Genomic DNA, 26,159 nt, shown 5'->3' with positions numbered 1-26,159 from the left:
AAGGCGTACGGTTTTCCTATGGAGTACGACCTTGCCATTATCGGCGGTGGCGTCGCCGGTTTGTCTGCTACCCGGCGCGCCCAGGAGCTGGGGATTTCTGCGGTTGTTATCGACCGGCACGGCCCCGGCTTTCGCGGCGCGACCACGCACTATGCACAAGGTGGCCTGGCGGTTGTCGGGCTGCCCGATCAACCAGTAGCTGATTCCGTCGCGCTGCACGCCGAGGACACGGTGCGGGCCGGCGCATTTCACAACAACGTCCCGAACACCGAAGACATCCTGGCGGCGGCCGCCGACGCGGTGACCTGGCTGATTGGCAACGGTGCTGAGTTCGACAAGACGGACGGCATCTACAACCGCACGCTCGAAGGCGGGCACTCCAGGCGGCGCATCATCCACGCCAACGGCGACGCCACTGGTGCCGAGGTGGAGCGGGCGCTCATCGCAGCCACGCGCACTGCGGAGATTCTGAAGGCAGATGCGCTCGCGATCACCCCAACCGGAGTCCTCACCAGCGCCGGCCCCATCCAGGCTCGAAATGTGCTGGTAGCCACCGGTGGCTGCGGCCAACTCTATGAGGCAACCACCGCCCCGCGCGGCGCGACGGGTGAAGGCATGGCCCTGGCCTTCGACGCGGGTGCGCCCCTCAAAGACATGGAGTTCATCCAGTTCCACCCCACGGTGCTCAATACCCCGGGCACCGGCCAAAAACCGCTGATCACGGAAGCTTTGCGAGGCGAAGGAGCCCACCTCGTCGATCGCGCCGGTAACCGCTTGACCGATGATGACCTCGCCCCGCGCGATGTCGTCTCCCGCGAGATCTGGGGTCGCGAAGCCTTCCTTGATGCCCGCAGCATTCCTGACGTGACCAGGCGCTTCCCGACGGTAGCCAAAGGCGCTGCCACCATCGGTTTGGATCCTGCGCAGGACTTGCTGCCGGTCGCTCCGGCTGCCCACTACACCTGTGGCGGCATCAATGCCGATGCCCATGGCCGTACCGGCATCACCGGACTCTATGCCGCTGGTGAGTGCAGTCGCACGGGACTGCATGGTGCCAACCGCCTCGCCTCGAACTCCTTGCTAGAGGGGCTAGTGGTGGGAAAGCGCGTGGCCGAAGATGTGGCGAGCGGCGGATTCGAAGGCAAACCCCGACGACAAGCAAAAGAACGGCCCCAGCTCAGCGATGCCGAATGGACCATCCTGCGCAACGCCATGACCAGGGGTGTTGGCCTCGTCCGCACTTTCGATGGGCTGATCGCCGCGCTCGAGGTGATCGAAGGGCTGCCGGAGGCCGGGGCGGTGGTCGTCGCAAAGCAGATTGCGCTGGCAGCGCTGCGCCGCACCCAGACGCTCGGCTGCCACACTAGGGGCTAACGGCTTACGCGCACACCCGTGGTTGGCCGGGTGAGCATGCGCGTCCAGGAAAAGGTCGTGTCTTCCTGGTCATCGGAAATGCGCACGTCAGGGCGACAGAGGGCAGCCACGACCACCGACAGCGCGGTGACGGCAATCTTCTCGCCCGGGCAGCGGTGACCGGTACGGACATTGCCGCCGCCTTGCGGGACAAAAGTTTCGATGGATTCGCCGTCGACATTGAGGAAGCGCGATGGGTCAAAGGTGCCTGGTCGGTCCCAGTCGGGGCCGGTGTTGGTGTTCAGGATGTCGATGAGTACGCGCTGGCCCTTCTTGATCGGGCAGCCGGAGACCTCGCCGTCCACGATGGCGGTAGCTGGCAGCATCGGTACGAATGGCTTGGTGCGGCGAATTTCCTGCGCAAAGGCGATGGCCTCTGGAACATCAATAAGCTGCCCATTCGAAGCATGTCGGATGCGCTCGATCCACTCCTGATTCTCCACCAGCGCCGCGGCGGCGAAGGCTGCAAAGCGGGAGACGGCGATGGTTGGGCGAGTGAGGTTCTGCAGCTCGATGCCCGCGGTGCGATCTTCCAGGTCGGACGCCGCGAGGTGAGCGACCACAGAGTCTTCCCCTACGGTCATCTCACCGGAGCGAACCTTCGCGATGATCTGCTCGTACCACATGTCCAAGCTGCGACGCTCGCGCCAAGCAACGATGTTGGTGAGCGGGCTACCAAAGGTATCGAGCAGTCGACTGCACTGAGCAGCCCGTTCTTCCATTTCCTCGTCGCTCACAGGAATGCCAGCCCAGCGGAAGGCGGCGCGGCCGTAGGCGATGGCGGCATCGTCGTAGACGTTGCCCTCCTGCTCGCCCCACTTGCTGAGCATCGTTTCGGTTTCCTCGGCCACGAGGTGCTTGAACTGCTCGACGCGCGCGTCATCGTAGGCGAGGTTGACCATCATGTTCTTGCGGTCCAGGTGCTCCTGACCATCCAGTCCATGCACGGCACCCTTGCCGAACAGCGGGCCGGAAATGAACGCCGGCATCGCGCCCGCGCGCTTGACCTTTGTGGTGTCGTAGAAGTAGCGAACGCCTTCCGCGCCGCGCACGAGGACGCTCGGGGTGCCGAGAAGGTTGAAGGTCACTGGCTGGTTGCTGTCCGGTGCGAGCCCCGCTTTACGACGCATCTTCCCGGCAAACAAGTAGCCATTTTGAATGAAGGATGGTGCCTGTTCTCCAGCAAGTCCCTGGCCCTCATTTTTTAGCAGGCCAGATTCATTGAAAATACCCTGCGCAGTGGTCTGCAGGTTCTTAACCGTGCCTTGCGGATCCTTGCGTAGGTCCTCGATGAAGCCCTGAATAGTGGTGAGAATATTCTGTGGCATGGGGCTGGTATTGGTGTCGGTGTTGTTGGCTTTTGCTTCGTTGGAGTGTGTCATGGTCCCGATCTTGCGGGTGCCGTCTGAGAATTTCCTGTGCCCAGAGCTGATTTAGGTAACAAAACCGCTGGGCACCAGATTCCGATAAAACGCCTGGTTCAGGAGTTATTGGATCGTGACAACCAATTACTTCATGGAGCCGTTTTGCAGGAAGTTGCTGTGGAAACTCAGCGCCGTCGCGAGGTCATGCGGGGTATGCGCTGCGGAGTCCTTTTGGGCTCGTGCAAAGTATTCCTCCAGCAGCGGCCGGTACTCCGGAGCTGCTACGGAGATCATCTTCGGGACGCGGGCCCGCGGGGAGAGCCCGCGCAAGTCAGCAAATCCGTGTTCGGTGATGACCACCATGGCGTCATGTTCGGTGTGGTCAACGTGGGAGGCGAACGGCACGATCGCTGAAATGGCACCGTTTTTCGCTTCACTTGGGGAAATGAAGGTGGAAATGTAGGCGTTGCGGGTGAAGTCACCGGAGCCTCCAATGCCATTCATGATCCGGGATCCGGCCACGTGGGTGGAGTTGATATTGCCGTAGATGTCCGCCTCGATCATTCCGTTGGAGGCGATCAGCCCAACGCGGCGAATCACCTCCGGGTGGTTGGAGATCTGCAACGGGCGCGTGACCAGGTATTTGCGGTAGCGGGCAGCCTCGTTGTTCATCCGCTCGGCGTACTCCGGCGATAGTGCGAAAGAAGTCGCCGAGGCAACTGTCATTTTCTCGGCGTCGATGAGGTCGATCATGCCGTCTTGCACTACCTCGGTGTAGGCCTGAATGTTCTCGAACTTGGAATCCAGCAGGCCCGCCATCACTGCGTTCGGCACGTTGCCGACGCCCGACTGCATGATGTACCTGTCGTAAGCCAGTCTCCCGGCACGTACTTCACCCTCAAGGAAGTCGAGGAAGTGCCCGGCGATCTGCTTGGACACCTCATCGATCGGTTTGAACGGCGAGTTCCGGTCTGGGGCATTGGTTTCCACCACGGCCACAACTTTGCTGACATCAATATCGATGTACGGAGTGCCGATCCGGTCACCAGAGTTGTTGATAGGGATAGCGGTTCGGTTCGGCAAGCGCGGAATGCGGTAAATATCCGCCATGCCCTCAAGGTCGAGGGACTGCCATTCGTTGACCTCAATGATGATCCGCTGCGCGTTATCTAGGTACTCCACGTTGTTTCCCACGCCTGAGGACGGGATAAGGTGGCCTTCCTCAGTGATGCGGGTGACCTCAACAATGGCTACGTCCAGCTGTCCGAAGAAGCCTTGCTCTACCTGCAACGCGGAGTGGGAAAGGTGAATGTCCTGGTAGTTCATCCCGCCAGCGTTAATGCTGTTTCGCATGATCGGATCAGATTGGTATGGCATGCGGTAGGCCAGCGCGTTGGCTTCCGCGAGTACGCCATCACAGTCCGGCGCGGTGGAGGCACCAGTAAATAGGTTGATGGCAAATTCTTTACCCTCCTGGTGCTGTGCTTTCGCTTTTTCGGCGATGGCGGTTGGCATGGCCTTTGGATAGGCCGCGCCGGTAAACCCGGAGATACCTACGTTGTCGCCATGGCTGACAAATTGGGCGGCGTCCTGAGCCGTCATGACCTTTGATTTCAGTCCGTGGTGTCCGATTCGCTCTGACATGTCTGCTCCTTGAAAGCTCGGAAATAAGTGTGCTTCCCCACAGTCTGACCGGTATCATGACCTAAAACCATGTCCTTTAAGACAGAAAACTAGCAAAGACTGCCATGAAACAGATTGGTCTCCTCGTCTTCGACGGCGTCACCCTACTGGACGTATCCGGCCCAGCAGAGGTGCTCAGCCGAGCGCCTGGGTACGAGCTGACCTTGTTTTCCCCTCGGGGTGGCAACGTTCGCTCCGCGTCCGGACTGTCCCTCACAGCTACCAAGGTCGCTAGCGCCGAAATCGCCCTCGATACGCTCATCATCGCTGGCTCCGATACCCTGCCAGACGCAGCAATTGACCCCGCATTGCTGGAAGCAGCGCGGATCTTGGCCACGAGTGCGCGTCGCATAGCCAGCGTGTGCACCGGCGCGTTCATCCTGGCGGAAATCGGAGAGCTTAATGGTCGACGTGCCACCACCCACTGGAAAAACACCGCCGACCTTGCCCGCAGATATCCGGACGTATTGGTAGAGCCGGATGTGCTGCACGTCCACGACGGTCGCTATATCTCGTCCGCCGGGATTTCGGCAGGAATCGATCTGGCACTTTCGCTGGTGGAAGAAGATCACGGGCCACGTGCCGCGCGGGAAATCGCCCAAGACATGGTGGTGTTCATGCACCGCCCGGGCGGCCAATCCCAATTCATCGGGGCCAGGCGCACCCCACAGGTTGAAAGCGAAATTCTGCACGCAGTTTTAGACCACGTCACCACTACTCTCACACAGGAGCATTCGGTGACCTCCATGGCGGCAGCTGCGAGTGTGAGCGCTCGCCACCTCACCCGGCTGTTTCACCAGGAACTCGGCACCACACCAATGCGTTGGCTGGAACTCATGCGACTCAATCAGGCTAAACAGCTCATACTGGAAGGTGCCACGGTTACCTCCGCTGCGCGTGATGCCGGTTTTGGCACGGATGAAAAGCTGCGACGCGCTTTCGCCAGGCACCTAGGCATCACGCCACGTGACTATCGTGCCAGGTTCCGCAGCACATTCTAAAGAGCTTCCGCAGGATACAAGCAGCTCCTAGCGCGTTTCATTACCATCTCGTATCAGTTGTGTTACCGCGCTCACATCGACTGAACACGGCCACTAACCTGGAACGCATGGCACTTTCAGACATCGCACGCAAACTTGAAAACACCATCAACCGGGTCGGCACGAAGCGCGCCACCGAAGCCGGCTGGCACCCAGCGGTGACCGGCTACTACGGCTACGGCGACGCAGATCGCGTTCGCGTCCTTGCCCGCGTCCTCATGCAGGGCGACGAGCCGAAGACCGAAGCCCAGCGTGGTTTCCGCCAGTTCTTTACCGTGCAGGTGGCGGACATTCCCGTCACCATTACCGCCGGTTCCCAGACGGTTCACGCGCGCACGAATGACAATGGCTACATTGACGTGCCCATCCGGGATCATGGGTTGGAGCCGGGTTGGCAGAAAGTCAGCATTGAGGTTGAGGGCGGTGAGCCTGCCTTTGCGGACGTGTTAGTGCTCGAGCGAGGCACCAAATATGGCCTGATTTCCGACATTGATGACACCGTCATGGTCACCATGCTCCCCCGCGCCCTCATCGCGGCCTACAACTCCTGGTTCCTGCGTACTAACGCACGTAAGGCCGTGCCAGGAATGTCGGAGTTCTATGGCGAGCTTCGCCAGAAGTTTGGCCAGGACATGCCCGTGTTCTACCTCTCCACCGGCGCCTGGAACACCTTCCCGGCCCTGGATAGCTTCATGACGGAACACGACTTCCCTCGTGGGCCAATGTTGCTCACGGACTGGGGCCCAACCCCCACCGGTATGTTCCGCTCCGGCCAGGAACACAAGAAGATCCAACTCAGGAACCTCGTCATCGACTTCCCGGACATCCACTGGATCCTCGTCGGCGACGACGGCCAGCATGACCCGCTCACCTATGGCAACTTCGTCGCCGAGCACCCGGACCGCGTCACCTTCGTGGCTATCCGCCAGCTCACCCCAGGCGAGCATGTCCTGGCTCACGGCACCGCCACCCCGATCGAATCCGGCACCTCCTTCCGCCCGGTTCCGTGGATCGAGGGTGAGGATGGATTCGAGCTGATCAAGCAGATTCCAGCGATGTAACGATGCCCTAATTGGCAAAATGCACTTGACTAATGCGGCCCTCTCAGCTGATTCAAGTTTCAACAGCGGCGCCCAAGGCGCAGCTTGCAGCATAACTACTTGACGGCTGTGGCCTTGGGTAGAGTTTGTTGGAGTGGGTAGTCACAGAATCTCGAATGTTGGGGGAACTCGATGGGGTTTCGCAATCAAATCCGGTGGTTCGCTCCGGGTGGGGAACGGGAACCTATTTCCAAGCGGGAATTTCAATCGCTAGAGATAGAGGGCCAAGCAGCTCTCTTGCAGCAAATTCGGAAGCTTCAGAGATCAGAAATTGGACTGACGGATCTCAGACATCTTGACGGAAAAATCTATGAAATTCGTGCACAAGTTCGCGGTAATCATTACCGAGCCACAGTGGTGCAAGACAGTGACGTTCACTTCATAATTTTGTCATGCTTCTTCAAAAACCAAAACAAGACTCCTGCGAAGGAGCTCAAGAAAGCTCAGCAAAGATACAAAGAATGGCTTATCGGTAAGCAAAGCTAGGTGAATGGCTTATCGGTAAGCAAAGCTAGGTGAATGGCTTATCGGTAAGCAAAGCTAGGTTGCGCCTTGAAGTTTTTCTATTCAAGCGCTAGATTTAAGAGGAACTATCGGCTTTAACCGATACAATTAGGGGAGGAAACAGTGAACGAAAAACGCACCATGGATATCGATGCGGACTTTGACGAGTTCTTCGCCGACCCAGATTTCCAAGCTGCATTCGATGATGCCGAATTTCGTGCGAAACTAGCCGCAAACTTTCGAGCAATGCGCAAGTCCGCCAAGCTAAGCCAAACCGAAGTCGCCAAGACAATGAAGACCACACAGTCAGCTGTTTCCGACTTCGAACGTGGTGAAACTGATCCCTACTTTTCCACGCTGCAGCGATACGCGCGTGCCGTCGGCGCAAGGATGAGAATCATTTTGGATGCGCCACATTCAAACGTTGCAACGACTAATGTGACAACCCTCGTGTCTCCATATACTCGCGTGAACACCACTTTTCACGTCTCCGCCATTCAAGAAGACCTGTCAGCTGGTACTGCCAACAGACGACAAACCCAATACTTTGGCTCTGTCGCTTAAGGAGTCATCTCATGGTCACATCGTCGAACTCTGAAGATTTACGGATCCGCGCGGCCAAAGTTGCAGGTGCCGCTAGTCTCAGAGATTTGCGCCTCACGGCCTCACAGACCGAAGCCTTGGAGGTTCCGGCACCCGGACAAGAGCTGGGTGTCGAACTAAAAATCGAGCTCGAGGCCAATAGCACCGAGAACAAAGACATTGTCGCGCTCTTGGCACGTTTTGACGTGTCCATTTCGAAACCTGAAGATGAAGAGATTCAGCGCATCGCCACGATTTCCTGTACTTTTACTACCGTCTTCGAAATGCAACAGCCTGTGGACTGGACAGATGAAGAGCTCGAAGCCTTCGCCAATACTACCGGGGTGTTTGCTGTGTATCCGTACGCTCGTGAGTTCGTTTCGGATGCCACGACACGGATGGGATTGCCCACGTTGACGCTTGATTTCTTAAAGCGTTAAACCTGGTTCTCAAAAGCATCGACTACTCGGTCAAACACGATCCGTTCCTGCTCGATGCGCAAGGAGCCAACTGCGGATCGTTCTCGAATATAGGCGAGCGTTTGCAGCTCACCTGGAGTGAGGAGTTCGGGCTGAAACCTGCTCGGCAGTGGTTCTGCCACGGCCAAAGCCTCATGTAATCGAGCTGTGTCAACGTCCATCAAGATCGACGTGGCATTAGGGAGATGTCGGCGCACCAGTTCAAGAATGTAGAAACCATGAGTGTCAATGTCTCCCCAGTACATAACCTGTTTTTCCTTCAACTGAGGCATACGCCCCACGATCGAATGTGCGTGCAACCCAGCCCCATAAATTGCAATTGTCCCAGACATAGGTGGCAACGCCAGAAAAGTGACGTGGTTTTCTACTAGGACAACCCGTTGGCCCGGAAGATCACCAATCTCGCTCAGTCTGCAACGCAAGTGTGACAGTCCGTGCAGCAATAGCCTTTGATCCAGGCTTCTCATCTCCACCAAATCAGGCTTTTCACGGAATTCCATGTTCTCAACCACCGCAGAGACAACGCCGCGATGGGCCTCGATCCACTTGGTATCAACTCCGTAGATCGGAAGTTCACGGATGTAATACTCGCTGGCGTCGTGTGTCCGCAGCCATTTCACCACAGCAATGAATTGCTCTGCAGTAAAGTCACTCCAACCTTGCCAGGCTGAGAGTTTTTCTACTAGTTTCGCCCGTACTGGCTCTCCCAATGCTTCAACAAAGTAATCAAGCAGTTGGTTGATTCTCTTCCAGTGTTTTGCTTTCCCTGCGACTTCTGCCGCAGTTTCTGGCTGATCAAGCACCACTCGAACCGGAACCTCATAAACACCTAAATAGCTCAGTTTCCGGTGCTGTCGTTGCAGAGGAATCGCACTGCGTGACCATTCTTGCAGCCAGGCTTTCGTGGCTTTGCCGTCGTCAAGTTCCGCAGTCCGGCCACTCGGTGGCTGCAGACCGATCGTCAACGGCGCAAAGGTACCACTCAACCAGGCACGATGGTTGCGGCTGTAAAATGTTGCCGCTCGCTTTTCGACGTCCCTAGGTGTTTTCATCACGCACTTCCAGAATCGTCAGGGCACTGGTACGCGAACGCTTTCGGTCCGGACACTCGACCATCAGGACACCTCCGATGTAATCCTGCACCGTCTGCAGGAGCTTTTCGGGAGTTGCCAGGATCATGTGGAATCCGAAGCGCCCGAAGGCATCCATCGCGGCACGAGTGAATTCGGCATCGGCCCGGTCGAAGGCCTCATCAAGAATGATCGTGCCATACTTTGGATATACATTTTCACTGTCTTCGACGATCGATTTCTTCGCCTGTGATGCAGGTAGCCCCATTCCTGTGAGCCGGTAACGCAAGGCAGCCGCCAGGCAGAACGACGACAGTTTCTGTGCTTGACCGCCCGACAGCCCCTCCGCAGAGTCATACACCGCGCCGCGAACTCCATCGGCACCATATTCGACACCAAGGAATTTGACGTGCTCACGCGTATCGAGACGCAGGCGGCGCTCCCTTGACGTGGTCTTATCCGAGGGCTCCACAGCTTCAATCAATACCTTGAGCTTGTGAAAGCGACGTTCGCTTTCATCAACATCAGGCTCGGTGAGGATGCCTTCAAGAGCGTCGTCAAGCAGCGCTACGAAGTCTCGGGCGATAGCCGGTTGGGCATCTCGGACTTCAATTTGTAGATGAGTTCCCGGATAGAAGTCCACTGCGGCGAGAGAGTCGTTGATCATTTGAATGGAGTTTCGTGTCTTTGAGGCGGCGTCTCGAATCAGACGACGCAAACGCCCCAAATGCTTGTTAGTTTGCTCCTGGAGCATCTCACGGAATCGCTGTTCGAAGCGCGGCAGATCATCAGATTCTAGGCGCTCTAGCTCGGTGAGGAAGTCCCCTTGCCAGGTGAACTCAGCTGTGAGGTCACCCCTGCGCTGCGGCCATTTGTCAAGGTACCGCTGCATGGCGTTCACCATGTTGCCCTCTTGCCGGTTCCTCCGGTTGTGCAGCGAGTTGAGTTCAGCGCTGAGCTCATCCATGACGACGCTATGCAGCCGGTCAATGTTGTCTTGTCGAATGGAACGATCGATAGCCATGCAACGTTGGTCTAGGCGAGCTTCAACTGTCTCGCTTGGCGTAGGGTTTGCTGCGAGTCGGCTAGTGGCATCCTCGAGTAGCTTTTCAGCTCGATCAATGCTCTCTTGTATGCGACCATTGTCCTGGAGATTGCGTTCCAGTTTAGTTTTCGCCACTTCCAGAGCTGCCCCATTCTTGCTCTGCTGCTTCTTGAGCAACGCCAGTTCTTGGTTTCCGTCGGTGAGTTCATCAACGATTCGCTGAGCCGCATCAAGGGCAACCTGGGCCGAGAGCACATCAATGACAGCAAAATCCATGGTTTCCAGCAGACGCTGGACCGTCGTAGACCGACTCGTGGCCTGGACTAACCCAGACTTGATGCGATCGCGGTCCATTTCTTTCAACGCAATGTCACGCTTTAGACCTGCGATAATGCTTTGCAGTTCTTCATACTTGTCATCCAGATTCCCGGACAATACCCACCGCGAACGATCATCGATGCGGGAGCGATCATCTTTCACGTGCTCAGTCGCCGAGTATTTCACTTGGCCGTGCACTGTGATGGCGCGCCGAGAGGCGCGGAATTGTTCCATCGTCTCGCAGCATTCAAAGTCGAACTGTACGGACAGTTGAGATTGAATCCAGTCATGGTATTTCCCAGATTTCACCTCGATCTTGGTACCTAGTGTCCCTGGGACAAAGGATGATGGCTTGCTGTTTTCCAGTTGGTTGTTGAACCGAACGTACTGCAACTTTGCGCTGAGGTGATTTTCGTTAACTGCCGCCGATACCAGCGAGTAGTGTTCTTCCGGCACCAGCAATTTTCGGGCAAAACCGCCCATAACGCGTTCTGCAGCTCCCTGCCAGTGCAAGTGATCTGAGCTGATACTGATGAGATCTGCAACGAAAGGTAGGTCTTTCTCCCGAATCCCGGTGATTTCTGCGATTAATGCTCGAGCGTTGAGCAGTCGCGAGTCCATGGTGGATTGGAACTTGCGAATCGCCTGCATTTCCGTTGTCCGGGCATTCCGATTGTTTTGCAGTTCACGCAGGTCACCTATCACAGCTTCCAGTCGGCTTTGGTCCTTATCGCTTCGTGCAGCTACCTCGATCAAATCCTGCTCAAGCTGCAATCTGAGGTTCGCGAACTCTTCCACCGAACCCGGCATTGTGGCGGCAATATCTGCCAAACGTATGGCAAAGTCGTTTTCCGCACGTCTCGTCCTCTGTAGCTGTTCCGCAGCCTTATCGCGTTCTGCTGTTGCTGCTACCAAACCCGAGCTCTCTTCACCATGAATGAGAGTGGAAATGCGCTCTCGCTCCGAATTTAGGTCGATAATCTTAGCGCTGAGAGCTGTGTGCACCGCTTCAACGGCGGTTAGTTCAGACTGGAATTGCTCTAGTTCCGCTTGGGCGAACGACTGCTTTCGGCCGTACACAAAGGCAGGCAAGCCCTCTTTGTCTGCCGCCAATTCGTCCATTTGAGCAGCAATCTTCTCAAGTTCTAGTGCCGCATTTCGAACAGGGGCCAAATGATCGATTTGCTCCCGAGCATTCACCACTGTGGCGTATGCCGTCTGGAGTTCGGTGAAGTTCTCCACTGCTTGGCGCGCAATGCTAAACGTCTCCGGTACCGGCAGCATGAAGTTTCGCATCAGGTAGTTCAGATCCCCTAAAGTCTTTGCTGATTGAGTGCGATGCAGTAGCTCCAGTGCGCCCTCGTCAGCGATGCCTAGTTGGCGTCGTAAAGCAGCAACAAAGGGAGGATGTTGACGCTGCACTGACAGCGCTTCGACGAATTGCTTCTTTGCCGTGGTGATGTTGAGGCCGTCCACCGCGAGTTGCTCAAATTCTTGCAGGTCAGCTTCCCTCGGCAGGATCAGAAAGAGGTTCACAATGTCCTGATTGGCGTAGGCCTTTGAGGATAGGTACATGAGCCGACATGCACTCACCGTGTTGCCTGCGCCGTCTGAGTAACGCAGCAACACTCCTGACCAGGTAGCACCTGCGCGCAAATAGGAGCGGGTAAGCTCATCGGCTTCTCCGGAGTGTTCGCGGCGCCAAGCCCCTCGGCAATATGTGACGAGATCGCGTCCGGAGCTAGCACCAGCATCTGCGGCAGCATTGAATTTGAGTTTGGCTGGTGGCACCAGGATCGTGGATACGGCGTCGATAAGCGTCGACTTGCCAGAGCCAGACGGGCCGGTAATGAGGTACCCGGCGCGCGCTACTTCCACGCTGTGTAAGCCGTCGAAGGTGCCCCAGTTGTGTACCTGGATTGTTTCGAGGCGGAATTGTCCGGTGATCATGCGTGCTCCTCGAGGAGTTTTTCAAAGGCTTCAGTAACTGTGGCGATTTCTTCGGCCGAAAAAATGATGCGGAGCACCGGGGAGACTTCAAATCGACCGTCTGTTGGGGTTTTGATCACGATAGAGTTGTTCTTCATCTTGTTCCATGCGGCATCGAATTTCTTGCGCCTAGCGCTGTGATCAGTTCCTGCGGCGCCTTGGTATGGCAGGGTCGCTTCAAAAACTTCGCCTTCGTCCACAATGGTGCGTTCGTTGGGGTTGGTGGTTACCAGTTCGCGGCGTAGATGCAGGATCACAACCGTGTCCATAAATGTCAGTGACATGGTCCGCAGCAATGCGCGCTGGTCAGCAACATTTTCGTCCCAGGCTTTAACGTATGCAACGCCGGCATTGTCATCAACAATTAGTGTGAGGAAGAGGTTGTCGAGCTGTTGGGCTAGGAGTTCCCGAGAAGCAGAGACAGTCTGAAACACCTCAGGTTTGTTGAGGTTTGAAATGTAGGGCCCACGAATGAGTTCAGCCAGGGCACGTCGTTGTGTACCTGTGAGAGTGCCGGTGTCTGCGTCGTATAGTTTGTTGTCCATTTATCTGTGTCCATTCTGGGTCGTGAACTCAAATTTCGCGTATCTTGCTTGTAGTTTCTTCCCGCTTGGTGCATCCCAGGTGAGCAGTTCGGTGCCATCCGACCGGGTCCCGCGTTGGTGCGCGAGTTTGATGAGGCCAACGATGCTGGCTAGACCCTGCGTCGCAGGATGGATTCGCAGCACGTCGCTTATCGACGCACTCCCTTCCCTCTCTACTGCCAGGTCAATCGCCTCATTCAGTTCTACCCAGTCGATCTCTGATTCCCTGATCCGTTGCCGCATTGCCTCCAGATCAATTTCTCCTGGTTCATTCAGCTTTATTTCGCCTTCGATGCGATAATCCCCTGGGTTGTGCAGTACCCAGGTGGAGAGTGACCGAGGTTGCCTCGTTGTGAGTTCTAGCTCGACGCCGGTTGCGCTGCGAACTTCATTACCGCTCTGCGCCAATCTGAGGGCTAGTTGTTGTGCATTGTTGATCGCCTTCGTGAGCGCTTGCTGGGATTCGGCTTCGCGGGACTGGACAAAGCGGCGCAGAGACCGGGATAGTCCCGTCATCGATTCATGAACTTGCCCGGAAGAAGTATCCAGCGTGTCCATGAGTTCGCGGAGTTCAGTGCGTTCAACCACGCTGAGCTGCTCCACGAAGCCACGTGACATCACTGCTTCTAGGGTCGCATCGAACTGTAGGGATTGTTCCTGATCGAGAAACACTTCATAAAAGCCGTTGAAAGCTTTGCCTGCTTCGGAATCGGTGATCAAATCTACGCCACGAAATACGTTATCCAGTACCTCACCAGCATGCAGTTCCTCCTCCACGATGGACTCGCGCAGCTTGCGATCGACTTCTTCAATGTCGCTGCGCACACGGGAGAAATCGGCAGGAAGGTCACTGACCAGGGCGAGGATCTCGCGAGCACGCTCCACTGCCTCTTCATCAGTGATAGTTTCTGCACCGGTCATCCTGATCTGATCAATGCGATCCTGCAGCTTGTCTCGTTGCTCCTCCAGCCTCCGAATTGCTGTTGCCTCATCTGGGTCTGTGTCTGCTGCGAGCTCGAGCAAACTCGTTTGAAGTGTGCCTAGACGGGATCGGGTGACGGAACGTTGCGGATTCACCAGCTGCTGCACATACTCGATTGCGATGTGCGCATCCGTGGACAGTTCGTAGAATTCTTCACGCGTGCCTTGCGGACTTCGGCGAATCAGATAGCCAGCTTTCACCCAGTCGTTGACGTAAGCGGTTGCTGACTTCGGCAGCTCCAAGCCAGTTTGTTCTCGGATATCAATCAGCATCGGTTCCACTGCCATGATCAATTCCGTGCCCGAGATTTGCCGGTTGTCTCCCCTAAAAACTGCACCAAGGATCGACACGATTGCCGGGGCCGTAGTCGCACGAAGCATCGCCCACGCGGGTGTCGAATCAGCCAGGCGCACCATCATGATCGTATCCGCGATCGGAGTCAAGCGGTTCATATGATTAAAGCTAGCAAGGGTGGAAGTCAACTTCTCCTTAGATTGGAACGTTAGTTCGCACAGCAAATTCCGGCACCTGAAAGCAACAAAGATCACTAATGATTGGTGTATTCAAAGCCAGGTTTAGGCAATAGGCTAGAAGTTAAGAGCTCCTCCTAGTCCAGCAAGAAGTGGTCCACCATGAACTCCTTCACCTGGCGATACCTCAAGGGCGACCTGAAGTCCCACAAGGGTGTCGCGATCGCCCTCACCGTGCTGCTCACCCTGTGTTGCGCCCTCATGGCTGTCGGCGCGGGCACCTTTGAACGCCTGTCCAGTTCGGTGGACACGCTCGGCGAAAACACGAAACCTCCCCACTTCCTCCAGATGCACTACGGCGACTATGACGCCCAGGCTCTGGAGGATTTCGCTTCCAGCAGGCCGGAAGTCACGGACTGGCTGATCGAGGACATGGTCGGCTTCGATTCTGCACTCATCGCCTACCCAGGCGGGGACCTCTCCAAGTCTGTGATCGACAACCTCTTTGTCTCCCAAAACACCGAGTTCGATTTCCTCATCGATCCAACCACCGAGCAGCCCGCCCAGCCTGGCCCCGGCGAGGTGTATGTTCCGCTGCTCTACCAGGACCAATACCCCATCAAGGTCGGCGATACCCTCACGGTGGCGGGTCTGCCGCTTACCGTCAAGGGCTTTCTTCGCGACGGCCAAATGGTCTCCACCATGGCCGGCTCCACCCGCTTCCTGGTCCACGAATCCGAATTGGATCGCCTGGCTGCGGCAGGCGGACAGCCGGAAATCATCGTGGAATATCGGGTCAATGATCCGGACAAGGATGTGGCCGCCCTCCAGCAGGCCTACGAAGCAACCGAGGCATTGCCACGCAACGGACAGGCGATCACTCACAAACTGTTGAAGCTGATCTCGATGCTGTCCTCAGGGACGGTGGCTCTGGCATTCATGTTCGCTTCCCTGGTCCTCATGGCGATCGCCCTGCTGGCAGTGCGTTTCGTCATCGGCGGCACCCTGGAGCACCAAATCCACCAGGTGGGCGTGCTGAAGGCCATCGGCCTGTCCCATCGACACATCGCTCAGCTGTTCCTGCTGCGATATCAGGCGCTGGTGGCCATCGGCTGTGTCTTGGGTGCCGTTTTCGCTGCCAGCACCCTAGGCCCGCTGACCAGCCGGTTTAGTACCATGTTTGGGGCAGCCCCAGTCACAGTGTGGACATTCCTAGTACCGCTTCTGGCCATCCTCGCAGTGGCCGGATTCGTGATTGTGTTGTGCCGGATCATGCTTGGGCGCCTGCGGAAAGTGCATGTTGTCACCGCGTTGGTGCACGGCCAGGCGACACCTTCCAAGCTGAAGAAAGCAATGCCGTTGAGGAATGTGCGCGGCGGCGCCCTCAACTGGCGGTTGGCGGCTATTGACGTCGTCAAGGAGCGTGCCCAATGGATCCTGCTCCCGGTCGCATTCTTGTTGGCTACGGTTCTGATTGTCCTGCCCGCGAACCTCCAATCGACGTTCGGTAACCCGAAAGTGTCGGGATACCTTGGCGTGGAGCAAGCCGATCTGTGGCTGATCAGCCCAAACACAGCGGACGCCGACACCGCTAAAGGCGCCTACGAAGGGATCCTGCGGGACCTCAGCACGGATCCGCGGGTAGAAAAGTTAAGCCCGATAGCGAGAGCGCTGTACACGACGCCCGGGGAGAAAGGCGTGGATACGCTGCAGGTGGATGTAGGAAACCACAGCGACACCACCATCGCCTTCACCGATGGCGTGGCACCGCGCGATGGCGAATTGGCGCTCTCGCTGCTCAACGCCGAGAAGTACGGCAAAAAGGTGGGCGATGTACTGCCGCTGACCAGCTCCGACGGCACGGTGCACGAATTCCCGGTGGTCGGCATCTACCAGGACATTACCGGCGGCGGATTCACCGCCCGGCTCGGCGGAGCGGTCCCCGAGGACGCCCACCGCTGGTCGATCTTCGTCGACTTGCGCTCGGCTGAAGACGCTAGCGCCATCGCCAGCCAGATGGAATCGGCCTACCCGGACATCAACGCGGTGCGCTACGAGGACTTCGCCGACCAAACCCTCACCTTCGCCACGGCAGCCTTCGGCTGGGCCACCCTCATCTCCTGGCTCACGGCGCTCGCCACGATCGCCCTGATCACGGTTCTTTTCCTCGGTGTGCGCATCGCCCGCGAGCGGCGCCGCATGGGACTGCTCAACGTGCTGGGCTTTAGCGTCGGCGAGCTGACCGGGCAGGTGTTCATCAAGGCGATGGGCCTGGCGTTGCTGGGCGTAGCGCTGGGTCTGCTGCTGATGGGTCTGGGCGGCTCCGCGCTGGTCTCCGGGGTGCTCGGCGCAACGGGCGTCGGCATGCGGGAGATCGTGCTGTTCCCGAATGTTTGGCTGAATTACCTGGCCATCCCACTTTCCTTGCTGGGTGTTGGTGCGCTCGCTGTGCTGCTGGCAACCACCCCGATTCGTCGTCTCGCGCCGAGCCTGTGGCTACGCGCCTAAGGAGTAACAATGCCTCTGCTCAAAGCCTCCGAGGTTACAAAAGAATTCGCAACCTCCGACCCACCGGTCAAAGTACTGCGTGGCATCTCGCTCGACGTGGAACCCGGCGAGTTCCTCGCCATCATGGGTGCCTCCGGCTCCGGAAAGTCCACCTTGCTCTATGCCATTAGCGGCATGGATGCCCCCACCTCCGGGCAGGTGTGGCTTGGAGACGAAGAGCTCACGGCGCTGAAGCCGTCTCAACTGTCCGCAGTCCGCCTGGCCCGCATGGGATTTGTCTTCCAACAGGCGTACTTCCTGGAGAACCTCTCCATCCGCGACAACATCGCGCTCCCCGGCCTTAAGGCAGGACACCAGGATGTCGATGCCCGGGTGGACGCGCTGATGGAGCGTTTCGACATCACGCACGTGGCCACCCACGCCATCAACCAGGTCTCCGGCGGCCAGCTCCAACGCGCCGCCCTGTGCCGCGCGCTGATCACCTCCCCCGACATTCTCTTCGCCGACGAACCCACCGGCGCCCTCAACTCCGCAATGACAAAGGAGGTTTTAGCAGCGCTTATCGACGTCCGGGACCTCGGCACCTCGATCGTCATGGTTACCCACGATCCACGGTGTGCCTCCTATGCGGATCGCATCATCTACCTGCGCGATGGGTTGATCGTGGACTCGCTCACCCCAGGACCGTGGACTGCGGACAGCGCCGATTCCCGGCACGAGCGAACTCTGGAGTGGCTGGCTGGGCAGTCGTTTTAGGAAACGAACAGCAGGACGACCTCCACATTGGTCACCGCATGAACCAAGATGGCAGTCAGCACGCTGCCCGAACGGTGCGTCAACCAGCCGATGACAATTCGACAGTCTGATTGAGCTGGACACCCCGGATCTAACAGAGGCGGAGATCCTGCTGTCTGAGGCGAAGCGTCACTTCAAGCCAGTGGCTTCGGATGCGAAGACCGTGCTCGCTGACCTTAAGCAACACCGCTTGTGGCCGGGCGAAAGCAAGTAGCTCACTCTAGAATTTCTGTTATGCAGAAGACTATTGGGTTGTTGTCGGGCTCACTCGCACTCATCGGCTGGTCAGTCACCATGGCCACCCACGCCAGGGTGGCCACTGGATCGCTGTCGCACTTGGACGTCAATGGTGGTCGCGTCGAATCTGCGCAGGCAGGTCGCGCAATCGCGATCGGCAGCGCGGGAACGCTGCTGCCTGTCGGCTACCTGATCGCGCGAGGTACCGGCGCGTTCGGGCCCATTAGTTCCGTCGAACGAACATCGCTCAAAGTTCTCGGCGGCCTATTCTTGGCCAGCGTGGCCATGCAAGTGGCCGGAACCCGTTTCGAGCGCACCACCATGGCTCCTACTGCTGCGGCCCTGGGGATCGGGTGCTTAGGGTTGGGCTTACTACCGGCGCGTTAACGCGGCCGAGGGGCGTCGATAAGCCTGCTTAGGGCTTGGCATCCGGGTAGATACTGCGGGTTTCGGAGCGTTCGTAGCGACGCGGCAGGAGCGCGCGGACGTCGATCTTGGGCAGGGCCTTGATGATCGCGAGAATCACGTACATGGAGGTGTTGATCGCGACGAAGCCGGCTAGCACCGAATACCATTCGGACGTCAGGATGGACTCAAACATTTTCCACCTCCTGACCCCAGCTCGCCTGCTTGGCTAGCAAGATGTCGAGCACGCCCTTGAGGAAGACGATGTTGAGGAATGTGGCATAGATCAGTTCCGGAATGAGCAGCATGGCGACGAAGCGGGCGAACCACGTTGACCGCCACACGGTCACCAGTCGCTCGATCATGAAGGCCATGCCAAGAGACATCCAGTACGGGTACCACACCCATTGGCCGTGAGCCAGGAGCGTAATTGCAATGACAGCGAAGTACGCGAACAGCGCTACCGCGCCGTAGCCGATGCCGAGCTGCTGGAACCAGTACCTGGTGGTCTGTGGTGTCACGCCGTACGCGCCGAGGTTTTCCAGCGCGCCACGCTGCCAGCGGAGGCGCTGGTGCCACAGCTCCTTCCACGTCGGCATGACCTCGGTTACCACCGAGCACTCGGTAGGTGATACCATAAGACCACCAAGAGATTTCAGCGCCAGGGTTAGCTCGTTATCTTCGGTGAGTGCAGCGGTATCGTAGACGTCTCCCTTGCGGCCAGGGAGCAGCGTGCCGCGGGACTCGGCGACGGTGCGCAGCGCCCGGGAGCGAAACGCTGAGGAGGTGCCAGTGAGCACGAACACGCGCCCTTGTCGACGCCGGATGTCACGGCTATACCGGGTGTATTCGTTGCGTTGATATTGGCCGAGCCAACCCGCGCCCGGCTCACCATAGAACAGGCCACCCACAGCCATGAGCGCGCGATCGTTGGTAAAGCGACGACGAGCTTCAGTGAGAAAACCCTGGTCTAGGACAGTATCTGCGTCGACGATCATCACCACGTCATTGTCGCCGAGCGTGGGGAGCAAATCCCGCAAGGCCTGGTTGAGGCCACCAGCCTTTTTCGCCTTGTTGTTCACCGTCTCGAATACCTCTACCCCAGCGGCTCGCGCCAAGTCCGGGGTAGCGTCCGTGCAGTTATCGGCGACGACGATGATGCGCTCGGGTGGATCGTTTTGGCTCATCAGGCCTTCGATCGTTGCCGAGATTCGTTCCTCTTCGTTGTGCGCCGGAACCAGGACAGTGATGGTCACTTCTCCGTGGAACACACCCCGGGTCTCTGCCATCACGACACGTGGCGCCAGCGGAATCTGATCAGGCTTGACGGATCGGCGGTAGTGATTCGTGACAGTCCGTTCCACCGTCACGCCAATGACTACGAAGACCATGGCCACCGTGACTGCTGCGATGAGCACACCGATAGGTGGCATGTAGTTGTCGTAGGTCACCGAAATTCGGTCAAACAGGCGCGCGGTGGTCGGGTGTGGCTGACCGGGATCGAACAGCCAGATGGCCAGCCAGAGCATGAGCATAGCCATGGCGGCCAGTCCCACAACTCCAATGCCGACGATCCGGCCCATTTCGAATTTATTCATGTGTACCAACTAGGTGTGTAGAAATGAAGGTGTCGACTGGCACTGCAGCACCAATATGGAAACCTTGGGCAAAGTCGACTCCGAGTTCAGAAACACAATTGTAGATGTGTCCATCAGATACGTACTCTGCCACAGTTTTCATACTTTGCGCTTGGGCTAGGTGAACGATCGACGCCACAATCGCCTTATCGACGTCATTGGTTGCACAACCCTGCACAAAGTCACCATCGATTTTGATGGTGTCAAAACCCATGGTCTTCAGCGACCGGTAATGGTGGTGTCCGGAGCCGAAGTCATCAATTGCAAGGTAGACACCACGCTCCCGTAGACGTTCCCGGAACACCGTAGTTACCTCAGAGTTCTCCACCGCATCAGTTTCCGTGATCTCCAAAATGAGAGAGCCCGGCTTCACCTGGTGCTTGTCTAGCTCATCGATGACCAACTGAGGGAACTCAGGTCGTTCCACTGACTGTGGCGAAATGTTGAGTGACAAGCGGAAGTCTGGACACACCTGTTGTAAGCGAGGAATCAAACTAATCCCCTTTTGCAGCACCAGGGCATCGAGCTGAGAACAGCGTCCTGCCCGGCCAACGGCGGCCAGGAAGTCCATGACGCCAATTTTTATTGCTGGATCGGTGAAGCGCATTAGGCCTTCCGCGGATATGATCCGTCGGCCGCGAATGTCATACACCGGCTGTAGATGGATGTCGAAGGCGCCAGTTTCAAGAATCTCCATCATGGATCTTTGCGTTTCTGAGCTCGCCACAGTTGCGAAGGTGTTTCGTCCGGCGTGTTTTGCTTGGTACATCAAATCGTCAGCGAGCTGGAGTACCTTGGTGCCGCGGGCCATGGCTTCGGAAAGCGTGGCGATGCCGATGCTCACGGTCACATCCTGAATTGCTCCGCCTCTGCCGTGGAAGTTCTCGCGTGTCGCACTGGCAATCGCCTCGCCTATCGCTTCGGCTCTGGTGCGATCAGTGTCCGGGAGCGCGACTACAAATTCGTCGCCACCTAAGCGTCCAATAATTCCATTCTCTCCCACACATTCGCGGAATATTTCGGCGAACTCGATCAGGATGATGTCACCTGTGTGGTGTCCAAAGCTGTCGTTGACGGCTTTGAAATTGTCCATGTCAATGAGCAGCAGGGAAAAGTCACGCTGCTCTTCTGTGCTCTCGTCTACCAAGTTGTTCAACTCACGAGTGAAGGCACGACGGTTGAGCAGTCCAGTCAGCGAATCATGTTCGGCCATATGCGTAATCGTGTTGTGCAGTTCCTGGCGCTCAGTGATATCAACCGCGTTGACCAGGAGTACCTCACTGGCAGATTCTTGAGGCACGAGATGCCGGATGGAGATTGCGACGATCTTTTCACTGCCATCGGCACACTGCACTGGATAATCACCCTCGAAAAGGCGTCCAGGTTCGCGCTGGGCCTCTTCGACCTGTTTGCCAAAGCTCTCGTTGCTGGTGATCTCAGCGATTCGACTTCCGATCATCTCCTGCGCTGGCAGCTGCAATAGCTCGGTGAACGCACGATTGACATCGATGATGCACCCGTCAAGGGACACGGTTGCAATGCCCTGCGGGGCACTTTCGAAAAGATTCACCATTTCTTCGTGAGCCTGTCGAGCCTTCTTAACGGCGCGGTACTCCTCGGTCGTGTCGTGATAGAGCACCAGAGCGCGGGAGGGGGCGGTCGGATCCGTGTCATAGAGCGGCGAGGAACTTACAGCGTAGATGCGCTGCTTTTCGAGGTCATTGTGTGGGTCAGCCAGCTTCACCATCGCGAGATGCACCTGTTCCCCGCGCAGCGACCGAGCGCTCGGGCTTTCCTCATCTTTAAGTGTTGAGCCATTCACACGTCGCAATGGGCGCTTGCTGAAGCTGCCATCGGTGTTGCTCGTTACGACATTTCGGCCTGCCAAATTGAGCATAGAGGCATCACCATTTCTGTCCACCGTGATGAGCGCATCGGGAATCGTCTTCACTAAGGCTTCCAGGTCTGCGACCAACGCCATGCGCTGTTGAACCGTGGTCGAAACCACCAGGGACAACAAGATACACATGATGATGAACAGGCGGATGGCCACAACGTGCGACAACGGATGATCAATCGCTGCGAAAGCCGCACCACCATTGAGATAACCAAGTACTGACGCTCCAAATGCAGTGATCACCGCGTGCAAGGTCGCCAGTGACACATCGAGCCTGGTCGCGCTCCAAAACAGTGGCAACATCACCAGGTAGACGATTGGCAGAAGGCGGGACGGGCTGAACACAAACCACATGAGCACACCAGTTATCCCAGTGACGATCAGCAGTTCAAGCAGCTTAGCTGCGTTGAGGGTGCGCTTGGTCGCCGAAAAGATCGCAAGTCCTGCTCCAGCGACCGTGATGATTCCGGCGAGATCGCGCAGATACAAGCTAGCAAATGTCGCCGCTGTGACGGCGCCACCATCATAAGAGATTCGGACAAGTGCCAACAGTTTGGACAGCGCGATTCCTACGAATGACCCCAGCAGGAGGCGATAGACATCACTCGGGAACACGATGCGATCCAGGGGCGATCGCTGTCTGCTCGAAATCCACTGGCCACCGAAACGAATCCGATCAATTGCCGCCATGAAAAAGCGCACGCACGGGCCAGCCAACACATGAGAAGTCGCAGTTAGAACGACTGAAATTGCCCCACGATGTTCAACAACATGGAAAACCGTGACGATGGTGAAGAACACAAAGGCATGCGCAGCTATCAGTTCAGCGCGGGTGCGACATTTCACCGCCCACCACACAGCAATACCCGCTGGTACCCAGATTGTGGAATAGAACGGATCCGACACATCAACTTTGAGTGTCGAGATGACAGATACTAGATACGCAAGCGCGAACAACACATGAAAGAGTACGGGCACTGGCGTGATTCCCAGCGCTGTCGGTTTCGAAACCATAGGAAAAATAATATCTACATTTCCAATAGTTTGCCTATTACCCACTTTGCAGGAATTCATTCACCGCGTTGCATAAACTCGACTAGCCTTATCAGCTGTGATTAATAATATTCCTGAAATTGGCCCTGTAACTTACACTTACCCGTTCCTTTTCACTACGCCCATTCACCTTCCCATTGTGAGTCGGGAGGTACCGTTTGCCATCGATCCGACGGCGACCGAGTCCGATCGACCTGCGCTTATGTCCGCGATTATCAATTTTCGCTCGCTAAGCTTGCCGGAGTTTAGACTGCGAACTGAGGACTTAGTACTCGCCGCAAATTATGCATGGTCCGATCTCACCTTCGACAGCCACCCTGTGCTCTGCCGTCGCGACCAGGGGTGGGAGGTGGCATGGGAGTGCGGCCCCAACCTAGTGATCGCGCTTATCGACGGCAATCGCCACCCCCACGTTCGGACTGCCGCAGACTGATTGAATCATTCGCACAGCGTATTTGTAGGGCTTGGCCTAAGCGTGAATTGATGAACCCGATATGTGAAACCCGATATTGCGTGTAGAAACTGTTCTACTTTCTTCATTCGTACCGATGTAGAGGTTTTTCTACTCGAACTATTGTGTTTTACATATGAGGAATCACCGGCTTAAGGATCCAAAAACAAGAAAGCCCCGACCTAAATGGACTGGCCCCCGAAAGTTGGACTGGTTTAATTCTAGGCGGTTAGAGGCTCAAGGGTCTGGCTCCGATACTGCATCGGGGTCAGACCCTTGAGTCGTTTCTGGATGCGCTCGTTGTTGTACCAGCGGATGTATTCATCAAGTGCATGCGAGAATTCCTCGAGGCTGGTGAATGATTCACCGTGGTACATCTCCGACTTGAGATGCCCAAAGAAGTTCTCCATTACAGCATTGTCGTAGCAGTTGCCTTTTCTCGACATAGACTGCGTGCCGCCGGTACCCGTGATCAGGCCGCGCCAGCTGGAATGCTGGTACTGGAACCCTTGATCGGTATGCACAATCAGTCCTTTAGCAGGCGATTCTTTTTCAATGGCATCCTGCAACGACTGTGCTGTCAACGCTGTATTCGGTGAGGTAGACACGCTATACGACACGATCGACCGATCACATAAGTCCATGATCGGCGACAGGTAGACCTTGGTGCCGGCAACCCGAAACTCCGTGACATCACTTACCCACACCATATTTGGCTCATCGGGTGTGAAGTGTCGATCCAGCACATTGCTTGCGATGTGGCTAACTGTGCCTTTGTAGGAGTTGTACTTCTTTTTCACCCTGACTTTTGACTTCAACCCGAGCTGGTCCATGAGCTTGTAGACCAGCTTATGGTTGACCGCCCATCCTTCCCGTCGGAGTTGAGCATGCACCCGCCGGTAACCATAACGACGGTTCATACGCTCGAAGACCTCGATGATTGCTTGTTTGAGCTGGGCATGCTTATCGGCCCTGGTGAGGCGTTGTTGGTGATAGAAAAATGTTGATCTGGCAAGACTGGCCGCAACAAGAAGATCATCCAGGCAGTGGTCCGACTTGAGGATGACGATAGCCTCGGCTTTTAGCCTCGTCGCTGGTTCCTCAAGTCCCGCAATTTTTTTAAATACGCGTTTTCTGCCCGCAGTTTCTCTACCTCGCGACGCAGCCGATCTTCCTCAGTCAATACCTTCGAAGATGAACTACCCTTCGGACGTCCCTTCGGCTTAGGCCGCAACGCCTCATCGCCACCAGCACGCCAGGCACGCACCCAACTCGTGGCAAGCTGGTCGGACGACAGGCCGAATTCACGGGCAAGGTCCATCTTGGACTCGCCAGCATTGAATCGGTCAACGACTTCCTTCTTCACCTCGAAGGAATACTGCTGCTTGGTTGGCTTCTCCACAAGACATAGCCTGCCATGAAGCGTAAACCGGCGTGCAAGCACTCGCACCGGACCAAAAGCAACACCAAGCCGACGTGCCGCTGCCTTATACCCCAAGCCTGGTGCTGTTGCAAAGTTCGGGCGACAGGAAGACCTGCGTGAAATAATCACAGCCATGGGTATCTTCTCGGGTCGTCATTTCCCTCGCGAGGTCATCCTGTGGGCGGTGCGGTGGTACTGCCGCTACGGGGTGAGCTACCGAGACTTGGAGGAAATGATGACCGAGCGGGGCGTGCCGATCGATCACACCACGATCTACCGCTGGGTCCAGAAATACGCCCCTGAGCTGGACAGGCAAACACGGTGGTACCGGCAGGTACCTGACTGGCAGGCCAGGTCCTGGCGGGTGGATGAGACCTATATCCGGGTCGGCGGCAGGTGGTGCTACTTCTATCGGGCGATCACCGCGGGCGGGCATACCCTGGATTTTTACCTGTCCCCAAAGCGTAACGTGGCCGCAGCGAAGCGTTTCCTGGCCAAGGCCCTCAGATCCAATGCGTCAGCCGGGTATCCCAGAGTGATCAACACCGATAAAGCACCCTCCCTGGCCAGGGCAATCGCCGAGTTGAAGTCAGAGGGAATCTGCCCGCCAACAGTGGAGCACCGGCAGGTGAAATACCTGAACAACGTTCTGGAGGGAGATCATGGGCGGCTGAAGCGAATCCTGGGGCCGAAGGGCGCGTTTAAGAACCGGACATCTGCATATCGGACGTTGAAAGGGATGGAGGCGATGCACTCATTGCGGAAAGGCCAGGGCACGATGTTTGCCTACGGGCAACCGAACCCGGACGCGGTGATCGTCAACCGGGTGTTCGAGACGGCCTGAGAACGCCCACACGCAGCGGCCATCAGGGAATGAGAAACTGAGTCTTCGCTGCTCTCCGCCCAACTTTGCAACAGCACCTATCAACCTCACTGAGCAGGTGGGAGGAGACCATGACGGTCACTCCCCCATCGGCAAGTCGCCGCAACAACTCACGGATCTCCTCGATACCGGCAGGGTCGAGCCCGTTGGTCGGCTCGTCGAGGATAAGCAGCTTCGGCTGCCTGGCCAGAGCCATGGCAATACCCAGGGCTTCTTCAGTCGGGTTGAGGCACCGCCGCCGGATGAG

General features: G+C 57.0%; 19 protein-coding genes and 2 pseudogenes. 10 read left to right on the top strand and 11 right to left on the bottom strand.

Annotated features, from left to right (window positions below):
• The first annotated feature begins 18 nt into the window (after window positions 1-18).
• Window positions 19-1,374, top strand: a complete 1,356-nt coding sequence (locus CKALI_RS00475) for an L-aspartate oxidase (protein WP_156191437.1) — start codon at window positions 19-21, stop codon at window positions 1,372-1,374.
• Here CKALI_RS00475 and CKALI_RS00470 read toward each other — a convergent pair.
• Both CKALI_RS00470 and CKALI_RS00465 read right to left on the bottom strand, forming a co-directional pair.
• Window positions 1,371-2,795: a cytochrome P450 gene (locus CKALI_RS00470; protein WP_231580488.1), complete on the bottom strand. Its 1,425-nt coding sequence runs from the start codon at window positions 2,793-2,795 to the stop codon at window positions 1,371-1,373. The two genes, CKALI_RS00475 and CKALI_RS00470, sit on opposite strands and share 4 nt — an antisense overlap.
• Window positions 2,796-2,921: 126 nt before the next feature.
• Window positions 2,922-4,421, bottom strand: a complete 1,500-nt coding sequence (locus CKALI_RS00465; RefSeq protein WP_156191436.1) for an acetyl-CoA hydrolase/transferase family protein — start codon at window positions 4,419-4,421, stop codon at window positions 2,922-2,924.
• A gap of 104 nt (window positions 4,422-4,525) precedes the next feature.
• Here CKALI_RS00465 and CKALI_RS00460 point away from each other — a divergent pair, with 104 nt between their 5' ends.
• From CKALI_RS00460 to CKALI_RS00440, 5 genes are all read left to right on the top strand, one after another.
• Window positions 4,526-5,461 (top strand): GlxA family transcriptional regulator, encoded by a 936-nt coding sequence (locus CKALI_RS00460; RefSeq protein WP_156191435.1) that lies wholly within the window; start codon window positions 4,526-4,528, stop codon window positions 5,459-5,461.
• Between the two features lie 107 nt (window positions 5,462-5,568).
• Entirely contained in the window at window positions 5,569-6,561 is a 993-nt protein-coding gene (locus CKALI_RS00455; RefSeq protein ID WP_156191434.1) for an App1 family protein, read from the top strand.
• Between the two features lie 171 nt (window positions 6,562-6,732).
• Window positions 6,733-7,086, top strand: a complete 354-nt coding sequence (locus CKALI_RS12345; RefSeq protein WP_156191433.1) for a type II toxin-antitoxin system RelE/ParE family toxin — start codon at window positions 6,733-6,735, stop codon at window positions 7,084-7,086.
• A gap of 141 nt (window positions 7,087-7,227) precedes the next feature.
• On the top strand, window positions 7,228-7,668 hold the full coding sequence (locus tag CKALI_RS00445; protein WP_231580487.1) for a helix-turn-helix domain-containing protein: 441 nt from the start codon (window positions 7,228-7,230) through the stop codon (window positions 7,666-7,668).
• An 11-nt stretch (window positions 7,669-7,679) separates the two neighbouring features.
• The gene (locus CKALI_RS00440; protein WP_156191432.1) at window positions 7,680-8,126 is read left to right on the top strand and encodes a protein-export chaperone SecB; all 447 of its coding nucleotides are present in this window, start codon (window positions 7,680-7,682) and stop codon (window positions 8,124-8,126) included.
• On the opposite strand, the gene CKALI_RS00435 is transcribed toward CKALI_RS00440, so the two are convergent.
• From CKALI_RS00435 to CKALI_RS00420, 4 genes are read right to left on the bottom strand one after another with little or no spacing between them, the layout of a single operon-like run.
• The gene (locus CKALI_RS00435) at window positions 8,123-9,217 is read right to left on the bottom strand and encodes a Wadjet anti-phage system protein JetD domain-containing protein (protein WP_156193603.1); all 1,095 of its coding nucleotides are present in this window, start codon (window positions 9,215-9,217) and stop codon (window positions 8,123-8,125) included. The genes CKALI_RS00440 and CKALI_RS00435 overlap by 4 nt on opposite strands.
• Entirely contained in the window at window positions 9,204-12,548 is a 3,345-nt protein-coding gene (locus CKALI_RS00430) for an ATP-binding protein (RefSeq protein WP_156191431.1), read from the bottom strand. Before CKALI_RS00430 ends, CKALI_RS00435 begins: the two co-directional genes overlap by 14 nt.
• Complete coding sequence (locus tag CKALI_RS00425; RefSeq protein ID WP_156191430.1) at window positions 12,545-13,132, bottom strand: DUF4194 domain-containing protein; 588 nt, start codon at window positions 13,130-13,132, stop codon at window positions 12,545-12,547. The genes CKALI_RS00430 and CKALI_RS00425 overlap by 4 nt, the downstream gene beginning before the upstream one ends.
• The gene (locus CKALI_RS00420; RefSeq protein WP_156191429.1) at window positions 13,133-14,605 is read right to left on the bottom strand and encodes a DUF3375 domain-containing protein; all 1,473 of its coding nucleotides are present in this window, start codon (window positions 14,603-14,605) and stop codon (window positions 13,133-13,135) included.
• Window positions 14,606-14,785: 180 nt separating this feature from the next.
• On the opposite strand from CKALI_RS00420, the gene CKALI_RS00415 reads away from it, so the two are divergent.
• From CKALI_RS00415 to CKALI_RS00405, 3 genes are all read left to right on the top strand, one after another.
• On the top strand, window positions 14,786-17,131 hold the full coding sequence (locus CKALI_RS00415; protein WP_156191428.1) for an FtsX-like permease family protein: 2,346 nt from the start codon (window positions 14,786-14,788) through the stop codon (window positions 17,129-17,131).
• Window positions 17,132-17,140: 9 nt separating this feature from the next.
• The gene (locus CKALI_RS00410) at window positions 17,141-17,887 is read left to right on the top strand and encodes an ABC transporter ATP-binding protein (RefSeq protein WP_156191427.1); all 747 of its coding nucleotides are present in this window, start codon (window positions 17,141-17,143) and stop codon (window positions 17,885-17,887) included.
• Window positions 17,888-18,160: 273 nt separating this feature from the next.
• Window positions 18,161-18,550, top strand: a complete 390-nt coding sequence (locus CKALI_RS00405; protein WP_156191426.1) for a hypothetical protein — start codon at window positions 18,161-18,163, stop codon at window positions 18,548-18,550.
• A 28-nt stretch (window positions 18,551-18,578) separates the two neighbouring features.
• On the opposite strand, the gene CKALI_RS00400 is transcribed toward CKALI_RS00405, so the two are convergent.
• The 4 genes and pseudogenes from CKALI_RS00400 to CKALI_RS00385 all read right to left on the bottom strand — a co-directional run bounded on the left by CKALI_RS00400 (window position 18,579) and on the right by CKALI_RS00385 (window position 25,121).
• Window positions 18,579-18,764 carry a hypothetical protein gene (locus CKALI_RS00400; protein WP_156191425.1) on the bottom strand — a complete coding sequence of 62 codons (186 nt, stop codon included), beginning with the start codon at window positions 18,762-18,764 and terminating at the stop codon, window positions 18,579-18,581.
• Entirely contained in the window at window positions 18,757-20,166 is a 1,410-nt protein-coding gene (locus CKALI_RS00395; protein WP_156191424.1) for a glycosyltransferase, read from the bottom strand. Before CKALI_RS00395 ends, CKALI_RS00400 begins: the two co-directional genes overlap by 8 nt.
• Window positions 20,159-23,116: a bifunctional diguanylate cyclase/phosphodiesterase gene (locus tag CKALI_RS00390; protein WP_197079725.1), complete on the bottom strand. Its 2,958-nt coding sequence runs from the start codon at window positions 23,114-23,116 to the stop codon at window positions 20,159-20,161. Before CKALI_RS00390 ends, CKALI_RS00395 begins: the two co-directional genes overlap by 8 nt.
• 711 nt (window positions 23,117-23,827) lie before the next feature.
• Window positions 23,828-25,121 (bottom strand): annotated as a pseudogene (locus CKALI_RS00385) (IS3 family transposase).
• 41 nt (window positions 25,122-25,162) lie between these two features.
• Here CKALI_RS00385 and CKALI_RS00380 point away from each other — a divergent pair.
• Window positions 25,163-25,873, top strand: a complete 711-nt coding sequence (locus CKALI_RS00380) for an IS6 family transposase (RefSeq protein WP_156191422.1) — start codon at window positions 25,163-25,165, stop codon at window positions 25,871-25,873.
• A gap of 58 nt (window positions 25,874-25,931) precedes the next feature.
• On the opposite strand, the pseudogene CKALI_RS00375 reads toward CKALI_RS00380, so the two are convergent.
• Window positions 25,932-26,129 (bottom strand): annotated as a pseudogene (locus tag CKALI_RS00375) (AAA family ATPase); the annotation flags it as partial.
• Between the last annotated feature and the right edge of the window lie 30 nt (window positions 26,130-26,159).

The sequence above is a fragment of the Corynebacterium kalinowskii genome, assembly GCF_009734385.1.
GTDB classification, from domain to species: Bacteria; Actinomycetota; Actinomycetes; order Mycobacteriales; family Mycobacteriaceae; genus Corynebacterium; species Corynebacterium kalinowskii.
The sequence above is the reverse complement of the archived record's forward strand: the minus strand, read 5'-3'. Positions and strand labels throughout refer to the sequence as shown.

What these genes read in the sequence shown, in the direction of transcription:
- CKALI_RS00475 (WP_156191437.1), top strand. Translation starts at nt 19, where the DNA reads ATGGAGTACGACCTTGCCATTATCGGCGGTGGCGTCGCCGGTTTGTCT.
- CKALI_RS00470 (WP_231580488.1), bottom strand. Translation starts at nt 2,795, where the DNA reads ATGACACACTCCAACGAAGCAAAAGCCAACAACACCGACACCAATACC.
- CKALI_RS00465 (WP_156191436.1), bottom strand. Translation starts at nt 4,421, where the DNA reads ATGTCAGAGCGAATCGGACACCACGGACTGAAATCAAAGGTCATGACG.
- CKALI_RS00460 (WP_156191435.1), top strand. Translation starts at nt 4,526, where the DNA reads ATGAAACAGATTGGTCTCCTCGTCTTCGACGGCGTCACCCTACTGGAC.
- CKALI_RS00455 (WP_156191434.1), top strand. Translation starts at nt 5,569, where the DNA reads ATGGCACTTTCAGACATCGCACGCAAACTTGAAAACACCATCAACCGG.
- CKALI_RS12345 (WP_156191433.1), top strand. Translation starts at nt 6,733, where the DNA reads ATGGGGTTTCGCAATCAAATCCGGTGGTTCGCTCCGGGTGGGGAACGG.
- CKALI_RS00440 (WP_156191432.1), top strand. Translation starts at nt 7,680, where the DNA reads ATGGTCACATCGTCGAACTCTGAAGATTTACGGATCCGCGCGGCCAAA.
- CKALI_RS00435 (WP_156193603.1), bottom strand. Translation starts at nt 9,217, where the DNA reads ATGAAAACACCTAGGGACGTCGAAAAGCGAGCGGCAACATTTTACAGC.
- CKALI_RS00430 (WP_156191431.1), bottom strand. Translation starts at nt 12,548, where the DNA reads ATGATCACCGGACAATTCCGCCTCGAAACAATCCAGGTACACAACTGG.
- CKALI_RS00425 (WP_156191430.1), bottom strand. Translation starts at nt 13,132, where the DNA reads ATGGACAACAAACTATACGACGCAGACACCGGCACTCTCACAGGTACA.
- CKALI_RS00420 (WP_156191429.1), bottom strand. Translation starts at nt 14,605, where the DNA reads ATGAACCGCTTGACTCCGATCGCGGATACGATCATGATGGTGCGCCTG.
- CKALI_RS00415 (WP_156191428.1), top strand. Translation starts at nt 14,786, where the DNA reads ATGAACTCCTTCACCTGGCGATACCTCAAGGGCGACCTGAAGTCCCAC.
- CKALI_RS00410 (WP_156191427.1), top strand. Translation starts at nt 17,141, where the DNA reads ATGCCTCTGCTCAAAGCCTCCGAGGTTACAAAAGAATTCGCAACCTCC.
- CKALI_RS00405 (WP_156191426.1), top strand. Translation starts at nt 18,161, where the DNA reads ATGCAGAAGACTATTGGGTTGTTGTCGGGCTCACTCGCACTCATCGGC.
- CKALI_RS00400 (WP_156191425.1), bottom strand. Translation starts at nt 18,764, where the DNA reads ATGTTTGAGTCCATCCTGACGTCCGAATGGTATTCGGTGCTAGCCGGC.
- CKALI_RS00395 (WP_156191424.1), bottom strand. Translation starts at nt 20,166, where the DNA reads ATGAATAAATTCGAAATGGGCCGGATCGTCGGCATTGGAGTTGTGGGA.
- CKALI_RS00390 (WP_197079725.1), bottom strand. Translation starts at nt 23,116, where the DNA reads ATGGTTTCGAAACCGACAGCGCTGGGAATCACGCCAGTGCCCGTACTC.
- CKALI_RS00380 (WP_156191422.1), top strand. Translation starts at nt 25,163, where the DNA reads ATGGGTATCTTCTCGGGTCGTCATTTCCCTCGCGAGGTCATCCTGTGG.